The organism is Spirosoma aerophilum (assembly GCF_054782495.1).
The window spans coordinates 317390-342913 of the sequence record NZ_BAAGSJ010000017.1 but is presented as its reverse complement, the minus strand read 5'-3'; the positions used below and the strand labels follow the sequence as shown (position 1 = coordinate 342913).

Annotated in this window: 23 protein-coding genes; 9 read left to right on the top strand and 14 right to left on the bottom strand. The window is 48.3% G+C overall.

Features of this window, described 5'->3' with window-relative positions:
* The first annotated feature begins 142 nt into the window (after positions 1-142).
* Positions 143-1321 (top strand): Gfo/Idh/MocA family protein, encoded by a 1179-nt coding sequence (locus ACYVK4_RS23890; RefSeq protein ID WP_461130085.1) that lies wholly within the window; start codon positions 143-145, stop codon positions 1319-1321.
* A gap of 351 nt (positions 1322-1672) precedes the next feature.
* On the opposite strand, the gene ACYVK4_RS23885 is transcribed toward ACYVK4_RS23890, so the two are convergent.
* On the bottom strand, positions 1673-2308 hold the full coding sequence (locus tag ACYVK4_RS23885; RefSeq protein ID WP_461130084.1) for a hypothetical protein: 636 nt from the start codon (positions 2306-2308) through the stop codon (positions 1673-1675).
* 279 nt (positions 2309-2587) lie between these two features.
* On the opposite strand from ACYVK4_RS23885, the gene ACYVK4_RS23880 reads away from it, so the two are divergent.
* Positions 2588-3424, top strand: a complete 837-nt coding sequence (locus tag ACYVK4_RS23880; RefSeq protein WP_461130083.1) for an FkbM family methyltransferase — start codon at positions 2588-2590, stop codon at positions 3422-3424.
* Between the two features lie 181 nt (positions 3425-3605).
* On the opposite strand, the gene ACYVK4_RS23875 is transcribed toward ACYVK4_RS23880, so the two are convergent.
* From ACYVK4_RS23875 to malQ, 12 genes are all read right to left on the bottom strand, one after another.
* On the bottom strand, positions 3606-4187 hold the full coding sequence (locus tag ACYVK4_RS23875; RefSeq protein ID WP_461130082.1) for a hypothetical protein: 582 nt from the start codon (positions 4185-4187) through the stop codon (positions 3606-3608).
* Positions 4188-4555: 368 nt separating this feature from the next.
* Positions 4556-4927: a hypothetical protein gene (locus ACYVK4_RS23870; protein WP_461130081.1), complete on the bottom strand. Its 372-nt coding sequence runs from the start codon at positions 4925-4927 to the stop codon at positions 4556-4558.
* Positions 4928-5595: 668 nt separating this feature from the next.
* A complete protein-coding gene (locus ACYVK4_RS23865; RefSeq protein WP_461130080.1) occupies positions 5596-6048 on the bottom strand; it encodes a hypothetical protein in 453 nt (150 codons plus the stop codon).
* Positions 6049-6200: 152 nt separating this feature from the next.
* Positions 6201-6638, bottom strand: a complete 438-nt coding sequence (locus tag ACYVK4_RS23860) for a hypothetical protein (RefSeq protein ID WP_461130079.1) — start codon at positions 6636-6638, stop codon at positions 6201-6203.
* A 242-nt stretch (positions 6639-6880) separates the two neighbouring features.
* Complete coding sequence (locus ACYVK4_RS23855) at positions 6881-7369, bottom strand: heme-binding domain-containing protein (protein WP_461130078.1); 489 nt, start codon at positions 7367-7369, stop codon at positions 6881-6883.
* Between the two features lie 66 nt (positions 7370-7435).
* Positions 7436-8158 (bottom strand): ABC transporter ATP-binding protein, encoded by a 723-nt coding sequence (locus ACYVK4_RS23850; RefSeq protein WP_461130077.1) that lies wholly within the window; start codon positions 8156-8158, stop codon positions 7436-7438.
* Between the two features lie 14 nt (positions 8159-8172).
* Positions 8173-8685, bottom strand: coding sequence for a hypothetical protein (locus ACYVK4_RS23845; protein ID WP_461130076.1), 513 nt, complete (start codon positions 8683-8685; stop codon positions 8173-8175).
* A 31-nt stretch (positions 8686-8716) separates the two neighbouring features.
* Entirely contained in the window at positions 8717-11728 is a 3012-nt protein-coding gene (locus tag ACYVK4_RS23840) for a tetratricopeptide repeat protein (RefSeq protein WP_461130075.1), read from the bottom strand.
* A gap of 69 nt (positions 11729-11797) precedes the next feature.
* Positions 11798-13186 carry a beta-alanine-activating enzyme beta-propeller domain-containing protein gene (locus tag ACYVK4_RS23835; RefSeq protein WP_461130074.1) on the bottom strand — a complete coding sequence of 463 codons (1389 nt, stop codon included), beginning with the start codon at positions 13184-13186 and terminating at the stop codon, positions 11798-11800.
* A gap of 271 nt (positions 13187-13457) precedes the next feature.
* Entirely contained in the window at positions 13458-14984 is a 1527-nt protein-coding gene (locus ACYVK4_RS23830) for a glycosyltransferase (RefSeq protein ID WP_461130073.1), read from the bottom strand.
* Between the two features lie 44 nt (positions 14985-15028).
* Positions 15029-16750, bottom strand: coding sequence for a glycosyltransferase family 39 protein (locus ACYVK4_RS23825; protein ID WP_461130072.1), 1722 nt, complete (start codon positions 16748-16750; stop codon positions 15029-15031).
* Between the two features lie 643 nt (positions 16751-17393).
* Positions 17394-18977 (bottom strand): 4-alpha-glucanotransferase, encoded by a 1584-nt coding sequence (gene malQ, locus ACYVK4_RS23820; protein ID WP_461130071.1) that lies wholly within the window; start codon positions 18975-18977, stop codon positions 17394-17396.
* 301 nt (positions 18978-19278) lie between these two features.
* On the opposite strand from malQ, the gene atpD reads away from it, so the two are divergent.
* The 4 genes from atpD to udk all read left to right on the top strand — a co-directional run bounded on the left by atpD (position 19279) and on the right by udk (position 22632).
* Positions 19279-20805: a F0F1 ATP synthase subunit beta gene (gene atpD / locus ACYVK4_RS23815; RefSeq protein WP_461130070.1), complete on the top strand. Its 1527-nt coding sequence runs from the start codon at positions 19279-19281 to the stop codon at positions 20803-20805.
* A 110-nt stretch (positions 20806-20915) separates the two neighbouring features.
* A complete protein-coding gene (locus ACYVK4_RS23810; protein WP_461130069.1) occupies positions 20916-21560 on the top strand; it encodes a hypothetical protein in 645 nt (214 codons plus the stop codon).
* A gap of 96 nt (positions 21561-21656) precedes the next feature.
* Positions 21657-21902, top strand: coding sequence for an ATP synthase F1 subunit epsilon (gene atpC, locus ACYVK4_RS23805; protein ID WP_461130068.1), 246 nt, complete (start codon positions 21657-21659; stop codon positions 21900-21902).
* 112 nt (positions 21903-22014) lie between these two features.
* Positions 22015-22632, top strand: a complete 618-nt coding sequence (udk, locus tag ACYVK4_RS23800; RefSeq protein WP_461130067.1) for a uridine kinase — start codon at positions 22015-22017, stop codon at positions 22630-22632.
* 94 nt (positions 22633-22726) lie between these two features.
* Here udk and ACYVK4_RS23795 read toward each other — a convergent pair whose 3' ends face one another.
* On the bottom strand, positions 22727-23782 hold the full coding sequence (locus ACYVK4_RS23795) for a 2Fe-2S iron-sulfur cluster-binding protein (RefSeq protein ID WP_461130066.1): 1056 nt from the start codon (positions 23780-23782) through the stop codon (positions 22727-22729).
* Between the two features lie 229 nt (positions 23783-24011).
* Between ACYVK4_RS23795 and nadA the strand changes: the two genes are divergently transcribed.
* The 3 genes from nadA to ACYVK4_RS23780 all read left to right on the top strand — a co-directional run bounded on the left by nadA (position 24012) and on the right by ACYVK4_RS23780 (position 25521).
* On the top strand, positions 24012-25001 hold the full coding sequence (gene nadA, locus ACYVK4_RS23790; protein ID WP_461130065.1) for a quinolinate synthase NadA: 990 nt from the start codon (positions 24012-24014) through the stop codon (positions 24999-25001).
* Positions 25002-25034: 33 nt separating this feature from the next.
* Positions 25035-25163 carry a DUF433 domain-containing protein gene (locus tag ACYVK4_RS23785; protein WP_461130064.1) on the top strand — a complete coding sequence of 43 codons (129 nt, stop codon included), beginning with the start codon at positions 25035-25037 and terminating at the stop codon, positions 25161-25163.
* A gap of 97 nt (positions 25164-25260) precedes the next feature.
* Positions 25261-25521 (top strand): DUF5615 family PIN-like protein, encoded by a 261-nt coding sequence (locus tag ACYVK4_RS23780; RefSeq protein WP_461130063.1) that lies wholly within the window; start codon positions 25261-25263, stop codon positions 25519-25521.
* The last annotated feature ends 3 nt before the right edge of the window (positions 25522-25524 follow it).

The following is a 25524-nucleotide window of genomic DNA, read 5'->3' as shown; positions in this document are numbered from 1 at the left end:
TTTTTTTGCAAAAGTCATATTTACAGTAAATCCTATATAACAGAGCAGCGACGCTGGTAGAAAAACCGGCGTCGCTGCTTTTGCAGGCACGCTAGAGCCTATTCTATTCACTGGCTTTAGAGTCTCCCCTAAACGGATACTCATGAAAAATCACGACCTTAATTCCCGACGCACCTTTTTACGTAACCTCGGTGCAGGTGCATCGGCTTTCTCGTTACCACTCCTTGGCTTTGGCGAAAGTCTTTCGCAACAGGAAGAATACAACCGCATTCATTCGCTGGTCACCAAACTCGATGCCACCAGATCCGCTCAGCCGGGTCGTAAACTGGGGATCGCGCTGGTGGGACTGGGCTATTACAGCAAAAACCTGCTGGCACCGGCTCTGCAACAGACCCAAAACTGCCGTCTGGCGGGTATCGTGACGGGCACACCGGCCAAAGCCACCGAGTGGATGCAGAAATACAATATCCCCAAGGAGAACGTATACGACTACAAAAACTTCGACCGGATTGCCGATAACAAGGACATCGACGTGGTGTATGTTGTGTTGCCGAACTCCATGCATGCCGAGTACGTCATTAGGGCAGCTCAGGCGGGTAAGCACGTCATTTGTGAGAAGCCGATGGCGATTTACCCGAAAGAATGTCAGGCCATGATCGACGCCTGCAAAAAGGCGAACAAGCAGCTGGCTGTGGGTTACCGTCTCCACTACGAGCCATTCACCCGCGAGGTGATGCGACTGGGACAGGAGAAAGTATTCGGAGCCGTTAAGTTCGTGGAGAGCAGCGACGGGTTCCGGATTGGCGACCCGACGCAATGGCGGATGAAGAAAGCCTTTGCAGGCGGTGGCCCGTTGATGGACGTTGGTATTTACGCCATTCAGGGCGCGCGCTACGTAACGGGCGAAGAACCCATTTCGGTAACGGCCCAATTTTCGCCAAAAACCGAACCCGACAAGTTTAAGGAGGTTGAAGAGACGATGTTCTGGCAGTTTCAGTTTCCCAGCGGTGCCGTTGCCAACTCATCGACCAGCTACACGGCGGGCGTCGAACGGCTCTATGCCTCCTGCGAAAAGGGTTGGTTTGAGCTGTCTCCGGCCTTCGGCTATGGTCCGCTGAAAGGGCGCACGAGCAAAGGCCCCATCGAGATGCCCATTGTGAACCACCAGGCCGCCCACATGGACGGCGTGTGCAAAGACCTCCTCGACGGCAAGCAACTCCCCGACCACGTTACGGGTGCCGAAGGCCTGCGCGACGTTAAACTGCTGCAAGCCATTTACCAGGCCGCCGAAACAGGCCGTAAGATTAATTTAAAAGCGTAAGGTCATTTACTCCCAAAAAAGCCCACCCGAAAACGTTAAAATCGTTAGGCGGGTGGGCTTTTTCAGTTGATACTGAGTAGCGTTAATTGGTTAACTTTATACTAAAAGAAAAGTAGTGGTTAGTCGTTACGGCTGCTGAACATCTACTCAGCGTCTATGGTAAAGAGTGCATTAGTATCATAGACAAAAACAAAGTAAGCGTTATTATATCAATATTATCATGACATATGAACGGCGTCGATTTTGTTATGCGAGATGCATAATAGACATCTTTTTGCTAAATTATTTTTATAATTAATTGCACTTTTACCATTCAATTAACATAATTGTACTTATACAACAAAAACTCTGTTACAATCGGAGATGATCTAGCCGATAAGAAATACCAACCTGTAGAGTAGTACTGCGTAAGTTAAACACATCCTTATTGACAAGCTTAGAGGTTGAATAGGGAGTAAATCCATGACTAGCACCAAGCTGCAACGTCAGATCGCTGATGGTGTAGTTTAGGCGAGTAAATGCACCAATTTCGACTAATCTAGAATTAGCAAAAGCTGACTGTTTGGCAAGCAGAACATTAACTTCAGGACCTAACTGAATGGCCAGCTTTTCGACGAGATTATAACGAACCGACGGCGCTAGATTTAGATAATAGTAGCTGTTAGTAGGGGAAAATTTACTAAACTGACTCAGATCAACTCCCGTCATTCCTCTACGTTGAATAGTGCCTTCAATAACATAGCCAATTTTATTCCATGTCTTCGCGTAGGCGATTCCTAAATAATAGCTATTGATGGGGCCAATTCCTAAAGTAGTATAAAGATTCGGACTAGGAATAGTTGGTTCTGATATCAAAGGATAGGTACGTAAATATCCACCCCGTAATGCCCAATAGGATGTGTGCTTTCCAGGTAGATCTACAATTTGGGCCTGACTGATAACAGGTAAAACAATTGTAGTTAAGAGTATAAATTTCCAATAACGCATTATGCAGTCTAGATAGCATTCGACACCTCGAATCTATGTATAATCGCGTAACATAAAATTAGTGGCTGTTGCAAAAGTCTACATTGGGTGTGATGGCCCTGGATTAGTTGCCGATTTCCTCCTGTTAATAAGGCAAAAAATGGCTTACTTGGCCACTGACTTCATCGTCCTGTTGACTTTTGCAACAGCCACGCCACTTATATAACAGATGATTTATCTGATGTAACAGTTTGTTCAAAGATCGAAAAGCCAGTCCTTTGTATTCAAACTGATTGGCTTATGCTCAACTATCTAAAAGAATCGTTTGCTCGCAAGAAGGCAAGACGTGTCACTAGCAAATACCCTCACGAAGTAAATTCGTTTCAATTGACGACCGAAGGATTGGTCGAGTTTGCTAACTGGAAAAATCCACTGGTACCAGCCAAATCGATTTCCCAGGGAGAAATTAACTTCTTCCGCCAACTAGCTCCTTTAGGAAGCTTTTGTATCGATGTAGGTGCCAATATTGGCGATACAACTGTACCAATGGCAATAGCGGTTGGTAGAGAAGGATTAACATTAGGTTTTGAACCTAATCCTATGACTTACGAAATCTTAGAGGCTAATGCACAACTGAATAAGTCAAAGAGTAACATTGTTCCCTTACGTTATGCCGTTACTGAAGAAGAAGGAGAATTTATCTATTCATCCTCTGAAGCGTCTTTTGGTAACGGAGGTGTTTCCAGTACTGAACAAGAAGCCGATCAACATGGTAAGTTCAAACTGCAAGAGAAGGTACAAGGGGTCAATTTGCTATCCTTTCTAAATCAATATTACAAAGAGTACTTACCAAAACTATCCTTCATTAAAGTTGACGTTGAAGGTCATGACATTGATGTCATACGGTCAATATCATCCTTGATTGATCACTATAAACCTGCTCTAGTCGCTGAGTGCTTTTCCGAAGCAACTCTTGATGAGCGAATGGAGCTCTATAAGATTGTGGCCGAACACAATTATAGCCTTTATTACTTTGGCGACTTTGACGAAAATACGGAGGTTATTAAGCTTTCACCCCAAGATATGAATCGCTGGAAAAATTTCAATTTCTATGCTGTCTCTAATGAAAAGCTATAAGTTTTAATGTCTTTATAAAAGGTTAGTTATATAACAGGTCTAGGTAAAGTACAACGAACTGCCCCACAGTAAGTTAGTACTTTTCCTAGACTCGTTTTATAACTCACTTTATGTAAAGGAATTATAACGAAAAATCAATAAATTCTGAATACCACCTTATTACTCAAAAAATACAAGTAGTTTAAAAATTAAATCCTGTCGTTAAACCCAGTGCAGGAATAATATTTGAGTTTACATAGAACATACTTACTCTGCCTCCCAACGTAAAGCAGGAACTCAGTGAATAGCTGTATTCACTAACCACATTTAGGCCTGCTTTTAAGCCATCTTGATAAGGGTTCGTCAGCGAAAATTTTATTACATCCCCAGTTGGTAAAACGGGAGTATCAGTTGATAGTGCTACCGATTCCTGTCGATACCATAGCGAGGGACCTGCTCCTAACCGTATCCCATGACGGCTACTTTTAAGTATGGTATAGAGAAGACTAAAATCGGCGGTTGTTCGACTAAAATGAGCTTCTTGGTGAGAAGAAGTAGCAGGTAGGTAATGAAATGCATAGCCTAGGCTACTTTCCAAAGTCAGTCGATCATTAGACAAATGACGGGCATAGATAAGGCTATATCGCACTGTAGCCTGTTGATCAGTAACTCCTATAGTGGTATAGTCAGCGGCCAGCCGGATCGAGTTTTTACTGATTTTCATCTGAGCCGAGCCGAGTAAGCTACAGCTAATGAAAAGGCAAGATAATAGAAACTTTTTCATAGATAGAAGGCTAGAAGGTCTTGGCAGTGAAGGTATCACAATATCCCAAAAACCGCTATCAATTAACAAGCTTTAACTCTACTACCAATGATTGAAACTGTTATATAAGTGGCGTGGCTGTTGCAAAAGTCAACAGGGCTATGAAGCCAGTTGCCAGTGGAGTAATTTTTGTCTTGTAAAGGGGTAAAATCGGTCGGTAAGGCTGGATGAGCCGGCTAGGTCCAGACCCTGAACTGGTCAAAAATGCCGTTTGTTAAAGGTATACTTTACGGTTACCGACTTTTCCAACAGCCACTCACTTTATGTTAGTCGATTTAAACAATAATTGAGAAAGGTAACCTGTTTCGTGTCTAGGGGAAAACACAATTCTAATAGCTTCCTTCTAAGAGCACTTTAAGTTGTTTTGCTTCACTGTAGAAAGCATTGTAATTGATACTACGCTTAACAATTGTAGCTCCTGAGCAATCGAAGACATAACTCATAGGAGAACTAATAAACCCATTCTCGAAAGCCAAAAAAGACTCGTCTTTATAAGTGTATACTATCACTTTCAACGGCCCACTTTTAGGTTTCTGAAAGAATTGCAATTGGTCTTTCTGCCAAGAAACGTCTGTCAGCGACTTGTCTGAAAAACAAGATGAACTGACACCTTCCGGACTAACATCATCCTTGGAGCCACACATTTGAGCAGTGGACAGAAAGCTAGCTAAAATGGCTATCAGTAGAGTAGATCTTTTCATCTGATCAAGAAAGTAAAAGGGTTGTATAGTATTGATTCCATCTTTTCTAAAAAGGTTGGAAGAGTGGCTTCCATTTGTTGTATAAGTAATGTGGCTGTTACAAAAGTCTTGTAGACTAATGGGCATCCCAAAAAATAGGTCGCCACAGGGTGCTTTTTACACCGAAAGCACAGGGGCAAACAGCCTATTTCAAGATTATTCCGACTTTTGCAACAGCCACATTAGTTATAAAACGAGTCTTTAAAGAGTACAAACTTTGACTAGCACTAAGGCTTGTATATATTTAATAATCAATCCTATTTCAGTGGTAAAGCTAACTCGATAGATTATGTCAAAACTTCCCTGGGCAAAGTATCTCTTTGGTATTTGGTGTGTAGCCATCGTCCTAGCTTTGGTGGCCAAATACATTACCGCAACTCCTTTGGTTCTGATACCACTTTCATTGGGACTATATTGGCTTTTCGTACGAGGCTTTGCTAAGATAAAAGGCTATCAGTGAGCACAAGTACTAAAGCTATATTCCGATAAAGTACAAAGCCTGACATCTATAATGAGACGTCAGGCTTTGTACTTTTCTTTGACTAGTTGCATAACTAATCGTTATGGCAAGAGAAACTTACTGTAGAAGAAAGTTTGAGCTGCGAGGAGCCTTTCTAAAAGAATCTAACTTAACGGCCAACATATTTGTAGTAGTGCCGGATCGTATCTGCGTCTTCACGGTATGTCTCCATTAGCTCGCTGGTTTGCATTTCCCTGGCTACATTATCAGGACCCTTTGACAGATAATATTTTAAATACTGTTTTCCATATTGCTCCATAACCGTAAACTGCTTTTTATCCTCCTGATAAAATGTGCGTGATTGAGTTAACTGCAAATACAGAGAATCATTTTGATAGAAAGCAATGTAGTCTCGGTTCCCATCATTTTCATGTTGGAAAATACGGCTATACTTCATGGTCTGTGGCGTAACTGTACGACTCGGAGACACCGTTTTAACCCATTCCCATTTACCCATCAACGTTGAACTTAACGGAGGAGCGCAGCCACAGTCGGGCTTTTCACAAGCTTGTACTAGTGAACAGAGAACCAAGGTTAGTACTATCGAGATAATTGGTTTCATAGCGTTTTCCGGTTGATAGCTGACAGACTCGTTCTTATTCGTAAAGGTTGTGCCTCGCTGTTCTACAACTGCCCATCAAATAAAGAGACTTTCCGGATAAAATAGAAAAGTGGCTAACGGCTGTTATTCGTAAATCGTTAATACGATCAAAGTCATTCTATTCGCTTAAACATGTACCCAGGCAAGTCGGTGGCCATACCCGTATCCAGAAACAGCCGATTGCTGGAAACCCGTAGACCCGGATTGCGCACGTACCAATTATCCTTGCCGGGCTGAGCTGTGGTTTTAAGATAGAGATAATTCTGCGTTTTTATGATCTCAAAGCTGACCTGATCAATTTGCTTTTCATCCTGAATAACTGTAATCCGGTTGTTGGCAACAACCAGTTGTACGTTCGGAATGGCGGGATTTGGGATCATGGCCGTCACATCTATCAACGTCCATTTACCATTTAAACCATGTTTGAGCCTACTTAAGTCCTCTGTATAGGTATAATCGGCGGTTTCACTCTCTTCAGGAGTTACCGAAGGGTGGCAACCAGCCAGTAAAACCAGTATCAGAAGGGAAAATTGTATCCCAATAAGTCTCATACGCTAAAAGATGAACAGTTACCGGTAAGGACCCGATATGGAAGCCGATGGTTGGATCAAGGCTGCTTAGTAAATCTGAACGGCTTTCCTATGGGCCTGCCTTTCAACCAGATGGGTAGACTGGACGGCTACATATGGGCATAAACGGGTTATCTGCTTATCAAGGCAACCACCCAAACAACCTGCCGTTAACAATAAGCTATAGACGTTAATCACCTACAAATCAAGAATATACATCAACCCTATTCGTGATGCGCTGAACCTTTTGCGCTGGCGGGGACATCGAGTTTCGACCGTAATTGACTAGCCCAGTCAGCAATCTGTCTGGCCTCTTCGGGCTTCAGTTTGGCGTCGGTGTGTATCCACAGATAGGAACCCAAAGGCATCCAGCCGTCGGTAACGGCTTCGCCAATTTCTTCGAGTTTATGGTCTGCCTTTTTGGGGGAGTAACTGGCAAATTCCGAGAAGTTCAGCTCCCGTTTTCCTTCGTCGATGTGATGGTTGAGCCACCACGCCACGGGCTGAATCCGGTCGTACCAGGGATAGGTTGTGTTGTTGGAATGGCAATCGTAGCAGGACCGCTTCAACGTGGCCTGCACAGCGGCCGGAACCGCATACTTCGCCGTAATGTCGTTCGCCGAAACACCCGTTGACTCGTTTTTTTCCGGGCGGATAAACTGGATAAGCACAAAAACAGCCAGGAGAGCCAGCACCATCTTACCAGTAGTCATATGTAGTAACGTAAACAGACTAAACCCGATAACCCGCAAATGGTTTTGGCTCCTCTTCGCGCTTTTTTACCCCAGTGACTGCATGAGTGCCTGCGCTTTACGAATGTTGGTATTCACGCGGTCGGTTTCGATCAGGCCATCCCGCAGGCGGATAATGCGGTGTGCATATTCGGCAATGTCTTCTTCGTGCGTCACCATAATCACCGTATTGCCTTTGCTGTGAATCTGGTCGAAGAGGTCCATGATCTCGTACGATGTTTTGGTATCGAGGTTACCCGTTGGTTCATCGGCCAGCAGGATACTGGGGTCATTGACCAACGCCCGCGCCACGGCCACGCGTTGCCGCTGACCACCCGACAGTTCATTGGGCCGGTGGCCCGCCCGGTTTTCCAGACCAACGTTTTTGAGGGCCATCATCGCTTTTTCTGTCCGGTCGGCTTTGTTATAACCGGCATAGATGAGCGGCAGAGCCACGTTTTCGAGCGATGTTTGCCGGGGCAGCAGGTTAAATGTCTGGAAGACAAAGCCAATTTCCTTGTTGCGCACCTCCGCCAGTTCGTTTTCGCCCATGCCGCTAACATCCTGGCTATTCAGAATATACTGCCCGGAGGTGGGCGAATCCAGACAACCCACGATGTTCATCAGCGTCGATTTTCCGGAGCCCGATGGGCCCATGAAGGCAACATATTCACCTTTCTGAATGCTGATCGTAATGGATTTGAGCGCTTCCACAACCTCCGTGCCCATTACGTAACGCTTGGCAATACTGCGGGTTTCAATAATATTCATAGTTGGTTGGCTGATCAGGCAGCTGCTGCGGCAGCGCGACGTCGACGCTGGAAATAATTGCGAATAAACAAACCCGTTAAAATAACGACGTCGAGTGTAGGCATCGGCCCGGCCTCGTTCACCGTAATATCACCGGCATCTTCAAAAAATTTACGCGTCAGATCATAACTGACAATCTCCCGTTCGGGCGAGCCATCGGGTTTTTCGAGAATCATGTCCCACTCCCGCATCAGCATGTTATGGCGCTTCCACAGGTACGTTTCGCCCGAGGCTAGATTGAGCTCGGCCTGTTTGCCAAACCTGAACTCAATATGGCCGATAATCTGGTTGCCGGCATCAACGCGATGAACATTAACTGAATGAAATAAAAAGCCAGTGACGTCGAACCGCAGTTGAACACCATGGAGGGAAGCGGTCACGTCGTTACTGAAAACATCCCGGATCATTTCGCCCACGACCTGCCCATCCTGCATGATCTGGAGATGGCGACTGAACGCTTCTTTAATCCAATGTAGTTTGTGGCTCATGGCTTGTCGAGATAGAATAGACAAATCTACTTTATTGCAGAAACTTCTCTCTATTCTTTTCGATTGACGCTAATTTTTCCTGATAAGCCGCTTCAAACGCCTGATAGTCGGCGGGAGTCGTTGCCGCCTGAAGCTTGACCAGGCCCGTTTCGGCATAGTCGGGCAGGCTGAGTTCCAGGCATAAGGTGATGTACGTTTTGAGCAGATCGGCGTTGTCTTCATTGAACGGCAACGCTGTCAGCACCAGATCGTAAGCGGCCTTCGATTTCTTCTGCTGCTGATCCAGCTGCGCGGCTGCCATCACGATTTGGGCGTTGAGGGGGGCCAGCGCCAACGCCTGCTGATAGGCCTTTTGCGCCTGAGCCGTGCGTCGGGTACGCTCGTAGGTTTGGCCCAGCCAGTAGTCCCGTTCGGCCTGATGCTGCGGCAAGATAGCCTCCTTCGCCATTCTCTCGGCCGAGCCCACGCTCCGCCGGAACGCCGACAGGCGAATGGCCGCCACGTGACGCATGGAAGCCGCCACCGGGCTCACCCGACTCGAATCCGGCAGCCCCGAAAGCACCAACTGGGCATTACGCCATTGCAACTGATCGAGGAAGTCGTTTGTCAGCGCCACACCCGCCACCGTTTTCAGGCTGGGTTCCTGGATGGTTTCCCAGTAAGCGCCCCGGTTGGGGTCGTCTGTTCGGTAAATGGCGTAAAACGCTTTTTCTACATCGGTCTGTGGCTTTCGTTCCTGGTAAAGTACCTCTTTTAAAGCCGCTACAGCCCGGTCACTTTTGGACGCTACCTCCCAAAACGGTTGCGCCAGGGCCGGGTCATTGGCTTTGGTGAACGCCATCGCCCGGTAATAGATGGACGTCGTGTCTGAGTTTGCCCCGAAAGTCTCGGCCGCCCGCTGGTACAACCCCTGCTCCAGCAACCACAACCCTGTAATGGAGCGATAGCCGGGACCATTTCGCTGATCGCCCTCAGCCAGTTGACTCAGCAGACTAAAAGCCGCCGGGTGGTTATGCCGTTTGTATTCGGCCACGGCGCGGGCGAGCAATAAATCGTCCGTAAAATCCTGATTGACGGGATCTTCGGATAACCTTCGAAGCATACCTGTTATCGAGCTATCGGGTTGCTGTTCGGCCAGTGAGTAATTGTACAAACTGGCAAAGCGCCCCACACTAAGCCCCTGCTTAGCCGACTCCCCTTCCAGCCAGGCAGGCTTCCGGGTTTCGGCAGACCTGGCGGGCGCAATTAACCGAAGGGCAAGATCATTGGCCTGATACGATTCGTAATCCAGATTTTTCCTATCCGCGATCAGGCTGGAATCGGCGGCCAGAACCTGCGGATTACGCGCATAAAGTGCCAGCAAATTCGATTCGGGAACGTCTTTCCGGTTGGCTTCAGCGGTGGCTGATTTCAGGTAATAATAAGCGGAATCGGCCACGCTGGTCCGGGCATACAGAAAGCCGAGGTTATTCTGTAATTCACCACTGGCAGGAAATGTTCGAATGCCCCGTTGCAGGATTTTAATGGCTTCGAAAAACAGGTTCGTTTGCAGGTACGTCTGACTTAACCCGGCATAATCCTGCGGCCGAGGCTGCTTCAGCATGGCCTGCTGAAAGAAGAAAGCAGCTGCCGTCTGGTTGTTCTGCGCCAGCGCCAGCGAAGCCAGTGCATAATTCGACTTATGGTTCTGAAATTCCTGCTCCAGCGCCAGTTGATAGAAAGCATTGGCCGATTGCGGCTCATTAGTGGCTATATACACATCGCCCAGACCATTGTAATACCCGGCAATGCTCTGCCGAAAGGTAATAGCCCCTCCCGATGCCACCAGCACCACTACGACGAATACCCCGACCACCCGAAAGAGGCTTAACTCAAGGCGTTTGGGTTTGTAAAGAATTCGGTAGACGGGCAGATTTTGCTGATAAATCGGCAGGAAGTTGATCAGCACATAGGCGACAAAGACTACCCCCATCGCCAGATGTGTGTAGACGATCACATCCTCAAACACCTCAACCAGGGGGTCATTGGCCGTGGCAAAGGCATAGGCCATCGTCAGCGTGGTCAGCAGCGCCAGACCGGCATAGACGTAAGCCCCCACATCGCGAAACGAGAAAGCCTCCTGCTGCTCAACTAGCCGACGAAAGCCCCAGATACCCAGCGTTACCGAAATGATATAAAGGACAAACGGGCTGATGGCCAGCACATCCCAGTCGATCGAGCGGGTGTTTTTCAGCCAGATTAGGATCAGGTTAACTAAATAGAGCCCACTGATGAACAGGAAGTTACTGATACCCAACACACGCCGTTGCGCTCCCGCACCATCTGAGCGGCCTGCCGATGTGACCCAGACCAGACCGGCAATAATTTCGATGGCGATAAAGAAGATGAAACCTATGCTAAACACCAGCAACACTGGCATGCCATAGCTCACCAGTACTAAGGCCGGAAATTGAACCGGCGATAAAAGGCCCAGGCCAACAGCCGCCAGGATCGTCAGCCCCGCAAAGGCCCCCAATCGAACCAAAATTGGAAGATCGGACCGAAAAGCGTGGAAATAATAGCTGACCGACCCAAATAGAAAGGCCAGTAGGAGAAAGACGTAGTTTCCGCCCAGGCCGGGAATTTCGAGCATTTCCCAGCGAAAAAATGCCAGCCCTACAATCAACAGCGCCATACTGACCAGATACCGAATCCGATCGAAGCGGGTAATGGCACTCATCAGCAGGACAAAAGCCACACCAATGCCACTCAGAAACGCAGTGGCTACCACAGGGCGTACCTGCATGCCGGAAGCAACAAATTGTTCTGAAACCACATACGCTTTGCCGTTCACCGGATAATCGAGCAGGCCGTCGGAGAAGCGCTGAAAGGTAACCGGCAATTCATTGAGCTCGCTCAACACATCCCAGTGAACAACATTTCCCAGGCCCTTTGCCCAAGCAACGACAAGGCTAACAAGACTGATTACAAAGCAACTAAAGGCAAATAGGTAAGTAAGCCGGGATGCCCGGCTCCACTCTTTCCAGAAAAATAAGAATGACATGAAAGAGAAACGTAGTTAAGGGCGCGTTAGTGCCTACCCTACCATACGGCAAGTCTACGTATTTTCTCCTTACTGACGACCACCACTAATGGCAGCCGCAACGGGGACTAAATTGGTTGTAGCCAGGCAAGGGCTTGCCAGTAGTCGGGCATCCAGAGGGGTCTTCCACCGCAACAGGCCGGTGGCCGAATTCAGACAATACAGACTTGTATCCTGCCCGCTCAGGTAAACGAAGCCATTGTATACGACAGGGCTGGAACTGATCATTCCGCCCGTGCTGTATTTCCAGCGTTGCGAGCCGGTAACGGCATCCAGTGCATAGAATGTTTTATCTTCACTACCCACATACACCAGGCCATTGTCGACAGTTGCGCTGCCCGTTATGCGGCCATTTGTGCCAAACTTCCATTTCAGGCTGCCGGTAGCCGCATCCAGCGCATAAAACGTGTAATCGTCACTCCCAATATATACCAGACCATTCGCGATGGTTGGGCTTGAGGTTACCGGACCACCGGTACTGAACTTCCACTTGATGGCTCCGGTAGCGGCATCCAGGGTATAAAGGTTATAGTCGCTGGTGCCGATGTACAGCAAACCACCCACAACGGCCGGACTTGATGTGATTTTATTGCCGGCACTAAACTTCCAGCGTAGACTGCCGCTGGCTGCATCGAGCGCATAAAGTGTTTGATCTTTACTGCCCACATAGATCGTTTTATTGACCACAACGGGGCTCGACGCAACCCCGCCTGCCGTACTGAATTTCCATTGCTGGGTACCTGTCAACAGGTTTAGCGCATACAGATTTTGATCTTCGCTGCCCGCGTAGACCAGCGATCCGGAAACTACCGGGCTCGACAGAATGCTGCTTCCCGTGCTGAACTTCCACCGCTGAGCCCCTGTCAGCGCATCAAAACCATAGATATTGCCGCTTTCATTGCCAACGAATGCCATACCAGCCGCCACATAGGCACTGGACGTAATGGACGCCCCCGTAGAGACCCGCCACTTTATCGCGCCGGTTCCACCATCAACGGCGAAAAAATTTCCGGCTCCGTTGCCGGTATACACCAGCGATCCGCCATTAACAATGGTGCTGGCTACGCTGACCGTTACGGTATACGACTGCGTTAAGCCATTCATACCCGTAACGGTATAAGATACGGGTTTACTAAAATCCTGCGCTACTGCCGATGCGGGTGATACAATGGCATTAGGAGATAGTGTAATGCGGGGTAAGAGTTTCGTTAAATCTGTAGCAACCGGTACAGTTGCCCTAATGGTGCGAATAACGGAATCGACAACAGCGGTAACCGGTGGCGTTATGTTTGTGAATGAGAACGATTCAATGTTCTTACCCGTGCTGGTTGGCTGCGAATCAATTGACGTTTTACAAGAGATAAGCACAACCAGAAAACTGGTCGACCAGAGCAATGAGACAGCTATTTTTTGAAACATTGGCAGTATCAATTAATTAAGCGCGTGCTAAACTTTAGAGAGCGTAATGATCACGCCTGAACAGTGACAAAAACGCTACCAAACAAGTCAGCACTTATAATGCCAAAGTTTACTTATAACTTATCATTTAGGTAACTTAATACATAAAATTGTTCATTTAGTTATAGAGAAATAATAGCCATTCTGTCATTCAGATAAAGCCGTAACAGCGCAGGGGCAGATCGAACTTAGTTCGATCTGCCCCTGCGCTGTTGTGTTCCGGAAAAGGAATCTAAACGGTTGAGTCCACTTTGCTTATTCGCTGCCGTTTCCCCAGGCTTTTCTTCCACATCTTCCATAGAACATGCCAGTAACCACCACCAACTTTAATCAAGCGGAAAGATGATCCTCCCATATCGGGTGTGCGGTTGATCCATGAAATGGGCACCTCCTTCACAAAATAGCCCATCATAAGCGGGTGGAAGCCCGTTTCGGCATTGACGGAGAAGCCTGGCTGTGTCAGGTCAAGTTTTTCAACTACTTCCCGCTTAATGAGTTTTAAGTTGTTGGTCAAATCGCGGAAAGGGCGTCGCAGGGCTAATCGGGCCAGTGTATGAAAGCCCCGGTTAGCCACAATCTTCATGAACGGGTAATTTAACAGCACACTTTGCCGGGAAAAACGACTGCCAACGATCACATCATGACCCTGATTGGCCGCGTCGAACAAGTCCCGGATTTCGGGGAGCAAGTGTTGAAAATCGCAGTCCATCGACAGGATGTATTTACCCGTCGCCACCTTATAGCCATCGGCAATGGCCCGGCCGACACCACCCGGCGGAGTGCGGTAGAAAGGCTTAATGCGGCTGTCTGTTTTAGCCAGTTCTTCCATGACCTCACGCGTACGGTCTTTACTATTGTCATCTACGGGAATGATCTCGTGGATATAGTCGCCATACATAGACATTAGTCCCTTAACGAGCGGAATAATATTCATTTCCTCATTGTAGCAGGGAATAACCACCGAAATAGACTTCATGAGCGACTGGTGCTCACATAACGATACCACCGGCCGACTCACTACCCTCGGCGGCTTCTGCGCGTGAATCAGAATAGAACCTGCCAGCGTTTTGATACCAGGAGCGTTCTCCAGAAGAATTGACAGGTTTCGTAAGATCCAGGCCAGCCGACGACTCAGTGGCGCATACACAAAATCATTACAAATGGCGAAGACCCGGACGAAGCCAATCTCCGAAATCAATTCGTAGAGCTCCGATCGGTTCAGCAGATTACGCGGGTCCTTCTGGCCAACCAGCCCTGTAAGAAACCGGCGGAACTGAAGAACGACATTCCAGGGATTACTTTCAAAAAACAGGATCTGTCCGCCGGGTTTCAATAGTTCATAGATATTTTGCAGCACCCAGGCCGAATTACTCTTATCCAGCAAATCCATGGCTACAATAAAATCGAACTGCCTGTCCTCCAGCGGTCCGGGAATGGATGTGCTGTTCAAAAATTCTATATCGGCGGGTAAGTTTTCCGGTCTTGGCTTATCGTCGAACGTGATGGCTGTTATTGGGTTTTCGCCACGGGATACCTGGTGCAGGCGTTGCGTAAACAGGCCGACACCACATCCTAACTCCAGAATCGTCTGGCCGGGAACAAGATGAACCATATGCCTGAAGGTTTGTGCACGCCAGGAAAGGCGTTCCTTCAAAATCGGATCACGCTCCAGCCAATATTTATCCCGGTATGTTTCCCGCAACCCCAATACTTTGGTATCAGCTTTATTCTGTTCACTGACAATAGAATAACTTACCATGTCTATAGAATTTAATGTATCAAAATGAGGACAGAATTATTTACTCAACGAGCTTCGACCAAATGGACCTTCCAGTAATCGTCTATTTCACCTAACTCGGTAACTTTATAGGCAGGATTGTTTTGAATAACCTTTATGAACCATTGAGGCTGCTGCAGATTTCCAGGTAGTGGCTCCGTCGAAATTTTCCTGGCGTAGTTTTTACTGTTCAGCACCAGAAAGCGTTTGGTAGTCTTCAAAAAATCGGCGCTTTGAATGATCTGATTCTTGAAGTAATCGGGATAACGGCGCTTCAGAGCATCCAGGTGCTTGTACTCCTGCGGAGGAAACAGACCGCTGCCTTCATCCAGTGCGCTCGGCAAATCCTGGATAAACCGATACCTGTCGCGGTTCGGAGAATAGTACAATCGCTTTAAGAAATCATTGGAAAACGTCACTACCACCGGGAGCGATTCGTACCCGTAACGGGTATCCGTTAAGCCGGGAAGCTGCTCCTGGTGACGGGCTACCGCATTCTTAATGGGAGCCGCTAATGCGTAAACGGCAATACCGATAAACAGGACGCCACCAACCAGTGACCAACGCGAAGGCGATAAACGCCCTGTAGCCAGCAGGCCCGATTGACGAACGAACTGACCCGAATAGGTGACCAGTTGAGCCAGTATAATGGTCCAGCTAATCAGTACAGGCATCAGATAACGGTCCATGAAAACGGGCTTTATCAGATACGAAATGCACCACACAAACACGGGAACGGCCAGAAAGGCATAGGCCAGCACCATGGTGCTTATCTGTTGCCGATTGTTACCCCGATTCATTTCAGAACGGGAAATTTTGGCCAGCGAACGAACGAAGACCCAGGCCGGCACCGCAAGAATGGCGAGGAGTATGGCCAACCTGAGCCAGGTTCGTTTAGTAATAGGTAACAGCCTATCCCACTGCATTGAGCCATATTCGACCAGGGTAAGGGTATCGGCCAGGTCCCGCAGGCTGGGCAGGTAGATCCAGGTCCGGGGCGTACCCGCATCAACCTGAATGAGAAAGGCAGGCAGGTACAGCAAAAAGGAAAGCCAGCCCACCACAATCGATATGTAAATAGCGGGCCTGAACCGGTTAACATACCAGTCAGTTGCTATGAACGATACGAGGATGGCTCCGCTGAAGAACAAACCATGCAGGTGCGTTTGAATAAATGCCGCGTGGATGAGCGCGTTAGCGACCAATAGCGGAGTTCCCGGTTTTTCGCGCCGGTTAATTGTATCGTATAGAAAGAATCCTACTGCAGCGACAATCATGTATAGACCATACATGCGGGCTTCGGTATTCTGATACAAAACCAGTGTAGACGTACAAAACGGCAGAAGAACACCAATGGAGGCCGCTACAAATGAGTACGTACGGCGTAAGGTCGTCCAGATTATATAACAGGACAGCGCCAGCCCGATTGAGGAAAATAAACGCAGCGATAACTCGGAGGGACTAAATAATTTAGCCCACAACCAACCCAGAATAAAATAAAGCGGTGGCGTATTATTAATCTTATCGTTGAAAGATCCCCACATATGAGAAAATGAACTCTCCGAAAGCAGGTAATAGGAATAGAGTTCATCGTTCCAGAAATACTTTTTCGGGGACGCTATGATGCAGGCAGTGAGTAAGGATATAGTGATAAGAATGGGGACTAAATACTCCCACAACTGAGGTTTACTTTTTCGGTTATCAATGCCATTAATTGGCTCTTCAAGTTGTATATAGCTGGAGTTCATTTGATCAGAAGAACCTCTGGATAGTAAGGTTACACAAGCACTTTTAAATATTACTTTTTCGTTATTTTTGTATACTATTCTATTCTTTATAAATTCCCTAAAAGCATTCTTTACAACGAAATTTTATATCTTTTTTTATCATCACTACCGACTATGCACATTGTTGATAATCAGTCCATTTAAATCTATTCTTTACGGCGGAATGTATACTGTATTAGCGTATCTTTTGCTAACTGGACGGGACGTAAAAGGCGAATAAAATCCATGACCCGTAAGCTATATTTTAAGCTTTTTGTACACGCAAATTTTTCACTAGCATGTTTTTAGAACTGTAATTTATTCAAAAGTATAGGGTGACTAAAAGAAGGTAATCTTTATTTATCTGTTTGTATATTCAAACAAGTCAGTATATCTATCTTATGTATTAATATGAAATAGTGAATACTTATATTTAGTAAAATAGGCATCGCTTACTGATAGATTGAATTGGCAAAGAGACAAAAAAACGTTGCTTATCTATACGAAAAAGGGAGTGCTGACGACCCTGCAAACAGGTTATCAGCACTCCCTTTTTAAGTAATATTCAGAAATTTATTGATCGATAAAGCTATTGTCTGATTCAGCTAACCGGCTGCCCGTGAGGTTATGCCCGGCCGGTCATTTGTGTAAGTTTCAATAATTTAGCAGCGACTTCATCCGTCAACTGACCGGGCTTCAGCCGCCATTGCCAGCTTTGTCCTCCCAGGCCAGGCGTGTTCATGCGGTTGGTCTCGTCGAGGTTCAGGATGTCCTGCACGGGCATGATAGCCAGCCGGGCTACCGACTGCATGGTCAGGCGACAGATCTGGTCGACGATGTTCTTTTCCGTCAATTTGATACCCAGGTAATCGCTCATGCGCTGGCGCTGCTTTTTGTCCAGTTCCTTAAACCAACCCAGCGTCGTGTTATTATCGTGAGTGCCGGAGTAGACAACAAAATTCTCGGCGTGGTTATGAACGGCATAACTCGACGTGGGCATATCTTCACCAAAGCCAAACTGCATGACCCGCATTCCCGGAATGGCGTAGTGACGCAGAATCGGCTGTATGTCGGCGGCCTTAGCCCCCAGGTCTTCAGCAATGATGGGTAGCTGCACAAACTGCCGGTACATAGCGTGCAGGAAGGCTTCGATGGGTGCTTTTATCCACTCCCCCACCTGAGCGGTGGGTTCGCTGGCGGGAATTTCCCAGTAAACCGCAAATCCCAGAAAGTGATCCAGGCGAGTCAGACTGTATAATGACATCTGGTGCCGCAACCGGCGCATCCACCAGGCAAAGCCTGTTCGTTCGTGTTCATCCCAGTCATAAATAGGATTCCCCCACCGCTGGCCATATTTACTAAAGTAATCGGGCGGAGCACCCGCCACAAACAAGGGCTGAAAATCTTCATCCAGCTTGAACAGCGTTGGATTGGCCCACACATCAGCGCTGTTGAACTGAACATAAATGGGAATATCGCCGATGAGATGAATCTTTTTTGCGTAGCAGTAGGCCGTCAACTCACTCCACTGCTGCATAAAAAAGTACTGAATGACTTTTATGACCTCAATTTCTTCCTGATGTAGTTCCGTTTGCCGGGCCATTTCCGCGGGCTCCCGGCGTACGATGTCAATCGGCCATCGTGCCCAGACCGATTCACCGGTTGACTCCTGCAAAGCGGTAAACAGGGCATAATCGTTGAGCCAGTCAGCCTGCCACATACAAAAACGATCATAATCACTACGCTGCGCTGCGGTCGCCTTTTCAAGAAAAGCTTTGGCGGCCTGTACTAACAACGGCCGTTTTTTTGTCCAGGCCTTTTGAAGTATCGACGGGGTTAGCGTAATGGTCCCGGCCGGCAAAGCCGTTGACCCACTCCCTTTAGCCCCCGGTGGTTTTGCTGCCGCATCATCCTCAACGGGCAGCTCGCTAAAAATAGAGAACTCATCGTGCGCCAGAAAACCCTGGTCAGCCAGTTTCTCCAGACTAATCATCAATACGTTACCAGCAAAGGCCGATGGACTGCTGTAGGGAGAAAATCCGGAACCTGGATCGGCCGGGGCCAGCGGTAAAATTTGCCAGTAGGTTTGTCCGGACGAGGCCAGAAAGTCAGCGAATCGGTACGCTTCCGGGCCTAAATCACCAACGCCATGGGCCGAAGGCAATGAGGTAATATGCAGCAGTATGCCGCTGGAACGTTGTTGAAGCATGAGTAGTGAGGCAGTAGGTTATGAATGTATTGACGGTTGCACACAGGTTGAATTCTTCCGGAGGGTCATACGCTAATTAATGATGATTAATTAACGGTTACTAGGGCTAAACTAACTTTTGTACAAATCCGCCCAGGGCCGCTTTTGTTTACTTTTTATCGTAAAAACCTTAGTGCCAAACCTATTCCGGTAAGAATCAGGAGGAAAATGACTAGAGGGTTCCTTGACCTTACGCTGTTTTTCTCCTACTTTTGCATTCCCAAACAATGGGCAACATATAATAAAAGAATATCTTATACAAATGAGTACGGCAACGGCAGTCAATACAGGTAAGATTACGCAAATAATCGGGCCGGTCGTGGACGTGAGTTTCGAGGGCGAAGGCTCGCGGATTCCCGCCATCCTGGACGCCCTAAAAGTAACTAAAGCCAATGGACAACAGGTAATTCTGGAAGTTCAGCAACACTTAGGCGAAGACCGTGTACGGACTATCGCGATGGACTCAACAGACGGACTATACCGCGGTATTGATGTTGTTGACCTGGGCCACCAGATCACTATGCCAACGGGCGAAGGCATCCGGGGGCGGCTTTTCAATGTCGTAGGCGAAGCCATTGACGGCATTCCACAGCCAACCACAACTGGTGTTGGCTTACCGATTCACCGCTCGGCGCCTAAATTTGAAGACCTTGCTACATCGACCGAAGTACTGTTTACCGGTATCAAAGTAATCGACCTGCTGGAGCCTTACGCCAAAGGGGGCAAAATTGGTCTCTTCGGTGGTGCCGGTGTAGGCAAAACTGTATTGATTCAGGAATTGATCAACAACATCGCGAAAGCATACGCGGGTCTGTCCGTATTTGCCGGTGTTGGTGAGCGTACCCGTGAAGGAAATGACCTGCTGCGTGAAATGATCGAAGCCGGCATTATTCGCTACGGCGATGCCTTTAAACATTCGATGGAAGAAGGTGGCTGGGATCTGACGAAAGTCGATCTTCAGGAAATGACGAACAGTCAGGCTACCTTCGTTTTCGGTCAGATGAACGAGCCACCGGGAGCACGTGCCCGTGTAGCCCTGTCAGGATTGACCATTGCCGAACACTTCCGCGATGGCGACGGTGAAGGCGAAGGCCGTGACATTCTGTTCTTCGTTGACAACATCTTCCGGTTCACCCAGGCGGGTTCCGAGGTATCGGCTCTGCTGGGTCGTATGCCATCGGCCGTGGGTTACCAGCCTACGCTGGCTACCGAAATGGGTGTCATGCAGGAGAGGATCACCTCAACCAAGCGTGGTTCGATCACCTCGGTACAGGCCGTTTACGTACCTGCCGATGACTTGACTGACCCGGCTCCGGCTACCACCTTTGCTCACTTGGATGCTACGACCGTATTGAGCCGTAAAATTTCCGAGCTAGGTATCTATCCTGCCGTTGACCCGCTTGATTCTACGTCCCGTATTCTGTCGGCCGAAGTTCTGGGCGATGAACATTACAACACCGCTCAGCGCGTGAAAGAGATTCTGCAACGCTACAAAGAATTGCAGGACATCATTGCCATCCTGGGTTTGGAAGAATTATCGGAAGAAGACAAACTGATCGTAAGCCGCGCCCGTCGGGTACAACGCTTCCTGTCGCAGCCGTTCTTCGTAGCTGAGCAGTTCACCGGTCTGAAAGGTGTGCTTGTTCCCATCGAAGATACCATCAAAGGCTTCAACGAAATCATCGACGGTAAGTATGACCACTTGCCCGAAGCTGCTTTCAACCTGGTTGGAACTATCGAAGACGCTGTTGCCAAAGGCGAGCGTCTGCTGAAAGAGTCTGGCCAGTAATCCTCTGATTCCGTGTACGTTCACAGATACAAAATCTCGTGAACGTACACGGTTTAGAACCCTTCCTTCCTCCAGTCAAATTAGTTAAGTAATAAAGACAACCTTGTTTTATGAAAACGATTCGATTGCGAGTAGGAATGGCCCTTTTGTCTGTTGGCTTAACGGCAACGACGTTAACAGCGGGTGGCACCGGTAAGGACTTGACGGTTGTTCCAGACCGGGCAACGCTGGTTCAGGACGATGCCAATGCAGCTACAGCCCACCTGGACAATGCCGTAGCCGCGCTCGATAAGGGCGATAAGACAACCACAACGAAAGAACTCGAAACCGGGATTTCTGCTCTTGAAGCCGAAGCTCAGCAAAAGCCGACTTCGTTTAAAGACAAGCTACTGGCTCAGGCGGGTAAGCTGAAAGCCTTGCTTCCGCTTATTCCAACCGGTGCATTAGGCAGTGGTGCGTTAGGCAAAGCAGTTAGTCTGGCGAAACTGGCGTCGGGAGGCAATCAGCTCGAAGGGATTCTGGCAGCAGGTTCTTTACTCGGGAAAGGCAGCCAGCTTACCGGCGGTCTGTCAAATATCGGGGGTGCCCTGTCGGCCCTCGGCGGCAGCAGTGCCACCACCGGTCAGTCGCTGATCTCAACCGCAATGGCATCGGTTGGCAAGCTCAATCAGGGCGGGTTGGTCGCTAAAGCGGCCGAACCAGCCGCCAAAAGCCAGATCGGCAGCGTACTTAATTTTGTAAAAGGAGCTTTATAAAAGATATATGATGTATGATGTATAATATATGACAAGCGTTATCGGCCAACTTCATATAGCATACATCATATATCATACATCATACATCTTTCTCGTATGACACTAGATATTATCACTCCCGATCGTAAAGTCTTCTCCGGCGAAGCCACGGCGGTTACGTTTCCGGGGAGCGAAGGTCAATTTCAGGTTCTGAATGACCACGCCCCGCTGGTAAGCACGCTGGATAAAGGTCAGGTTATTGTTCAGACAAGCTCGGGACAGCAGACCTTTACCGTTGACGGTGGCGTAGTTGAAGTACTCCAGAACCGAGTACTGGTACTTGCCGAAGCGATCGTAGCCTAGAGAACTCACTCATTTCGACATAAAAGCGATTCACTTACCCCAAAGTGGACCGCTTTTTTTATTGCCACTTCATCATTAACCAGTTACCTTGTTACCGACTCCAGGTACAACCATGACCAAAAAACCGTTTATCGTCGGCATTACCGGCGGCAGTGCTTCGGGAAAAACGTCTTTTTTAAAGGGTGTTCTCAGTGCCTTTACGGAGGACCAGATTTGTCTGATTTCGCAGGATAATTATTACCTGAGTCGCGATATGATCCCGGTAGACGATCAGGGAATCCATAATTTCGACCTGCCCGAAACGATCAACCACCATCTCTACGCGGACCATATTGGGCAGCTACGCAATGGCGAAATCGTTACGCAGAAGGAGTATACGTTCAATAATCCAAACGTCATCCCGAAGATGCTGACGTTTCACCCGGCCCCCATCATTGTGGTCGAAGGTATCTTCGTATTCCACTTCCGCGAACTGGCCGACCAGATGGACCTGAAAATTTTCATCGACGCTAAAAACAGCATCAAGCTCGAACGTAGGGTCAAGCGCGACGCCGAAGAGCGCGGCTACGACCTCGACGATGTGATGTACCGCTGGAAATACCACGTAAAACCCACCTACCGGCAGTTTATCAAGCCCTATCGTGCTGAAGCGGATATCGTCATCCCCAACAATAACCATTACCAAAAAGGATTGAATGTGGTTATCGAGTTTTTGAAAACGAAGGTGTAATGTAGCGCGGGTCTTTAGCCCGCGTAGCCGTCAGGCTAAAAATTTCATTATCAAATTAGCCTGATGGCTACGCGGGCTAAAGACCCGCGCTACATCACACCTCAATCACCACCCCATCACTTTCCGGATAGCCGGTGCAGGTCAGCACCCAGCCTTCCCTTAGATCACGCTCGGTCAGTACATCATTGATCGTCATATGGACGCTTCCCGATGTGCAGCGGGCCACGCAGGTCGAACAACGCCCGCCCCGGCAACTATAAGGCAAATGAACGCCCTCATCCAGAGCGGCCTGCAAAATAGATTTATAGGCCGGGACCTGAATTTCCACCTCACGAGGTTCAGCCTCGCGTCGCCGAATACGCAGCAGTACTGTCCGATCCTGCGCCAGGGCGGGCGGGGGCGTCAGCACAACCGGTTTAATAACGAAATCTTCCCGCCGAATCTGGTCCGAGCGAAACCCGCTGAAGACGAGCGTAAACTGAACCATCCGCATATAATCGCCGGGGCCACAGATGTAGAACCGGAGCGTCTGCGAATCTGAGGTGCCGATCAGGTCGGGCAAGAGCCGTTCGAGCATGACGTTGTTGAGTCGCCCCCGCCGACCGTTCCAGTCATCGGATGGGCTACTAAGCAGATAAATCAGCCGAAAGCGGTCGGGGTGTTGACGCTGTAGCTCGTCAAGTTCCGTACGAAAAATGATGTTTCGCTCGCGGGGGCTACTGTACAGCAGGGTTATGCGTCGGTTCGGTTCCGTCCACAGAACTGTTTTTACAATCGAGAATAAAGGTGTTATGCCGCTGCCCGCGCCTAGCAGCACCAGATCGCCGGGTGCGTTTTCATCGACGGTAAATCGACCGGCGGGGTGCAGACTTTTCAATTCATCGCCAACGCGTAGCGTATCAAGTAGATACCGGGAAATTTCTCCGTTTTCCACTCGTTTAATGGTCAGACGCAGTGGCTCATTAGCCGCTGAACTCAGCGAGTACGACCGCCGAACTTCGTGCCCATTGTAGCGCAGGAGTAAGGTCAGAAACTGCCCGGCACGGTGTAGAACCGGCTGCCCATCGACCGGTTCCAGAAAGTAGCTTTTAGCATCGGCTGTTTCTGACTGAATACGGGTAATGCGAAGCGTAAGAAAATCGTCGGTCATGAAGAGGTCTGCTTACTGTCAAAACTAATCAAATACCAGTCGTTGTTTGAAAGCCCGGTTGATTTACTGAAATTCGCCCCGTTACGGTCATCCGATAGTCGCGCAGCGACCAACTCACAACGTTCATTATCCTCTCATAGAGTTTATAGAATACAAGAGGGATTGGTGGACAGCGTGACATTTTACCATGATTCAGTGTTTACTATAAAAACCGCTTTTAATCCTGCTAATGGAAGCACTCCTGGAAGAAGTTCAGCGCGTTGGGTATGTCAACAAACCCGTTGCCGAAGATATAGATTTAGTCGCCGAAATTAACCGGCTAAAAAAAGAAAAGAATGCCGTTATCCTGGCTCACTATTACGTCGATGGGGCCATTCAGGATATAGCCGATTACATTGGTGACAGCCTGGGTCTATCCCAACAGGCAGCCGCTACCCCCGCCGACATGATCGTGTTCTGTGGCGTCCATTTTATGGGCGAAACGGCCAAGGTTTTATCGCCCGAGAAGAAGGTGGTTATCCCCGACCTCAACGCAGGCTGTTCCCTCGCCGACTCAGCTCCTGCGGATAAATTTGCAGCTTTCAAAGCGCAGTATCCCGACCACATCGTGCTGTCGTACATCAACTGCTCGGCCGAGATCAAGGCGTTGTCTGACATTATCGTTACCTCATCGAACGCCTTAAAGATTGTCGAGAGCCTGCCGAAAGATCAGAAGATCATTTTCGCACCGGACGCCAACCTCGGCCGCTTCGTCTCGAAGAAAACCGGCCGCGACATGGTGTTGTGGGACGGCGCCTGCATCGTTCACATCGACATATCGCTGGAGAAGCTGCATAAACTCCGGGCCGACTATCCCGAAGCCAAGTTCATTGCTCACCCCGAATGTCAGGAGCACATTCTGAGCGAAGCCGATTACGTAGGCTCCACAACGGCGCTGCTGAAATACGTGGTCGACAGCCCGGAGCAAACGTTTATTGTTGGTACCGAAGCGGGGATTCTGCACAAAATGCGGGAGGCCGCACCGCACAAAAAGATCATTCCGGCCCCGCCCAGCCAGAATAATACCTGCGCCTGTTCGGAATGTCCATACATGAAAATGAACACGATGGAGAAGCTGTATAACGCCATGCTCTACGAACAACCGGAGATCCTTGTTCCGGAAGATGTGCGACTGAAAGCGTATGAGTCCGTGGCACGGATGCTGGAGTTGAGTAAGTGATAATCTAAAAGATCCTTAAACACCAGGAGAGTTATGAACTGGAGAAATTATATCACTTCAGACTCAGCCATTATGTTTGGCAAGCCTGTTATTAAGGGTACACGTATTCCGGTTGATTTGGTTTTAGAGAACTTGGTAACGGTGAAACATTACCTCAGTTAGTAGCATCACACCCACGTGTTACAGAAGAAGGACTTTATGCCTGTCTGCTGTTCGCTTCGGAGACAATAAAAAACGAGGTTGTCTACGCCCATGCAGGATGAGCGTTCGTTATACACAAGTATTACAAATTGCTGTAGACAGAAATGCAATTCTGCTCACAGAGGATAAAGATTTTGGTGAGCTGGTCCACCGTCTCCGTATGAATCATTGTGGAATTTTGTTAGTCAGACTTTTAAAAATGAATAGTGCAGAAAAGTCCAAACGGGTTATGGAGGTAATCTTGAAACAGGGAGATGAGCTAACGAATAGCTTCTCTATACTAAGCAACGAACAACTCCGTATAAGACCTGCCAAATAAAAA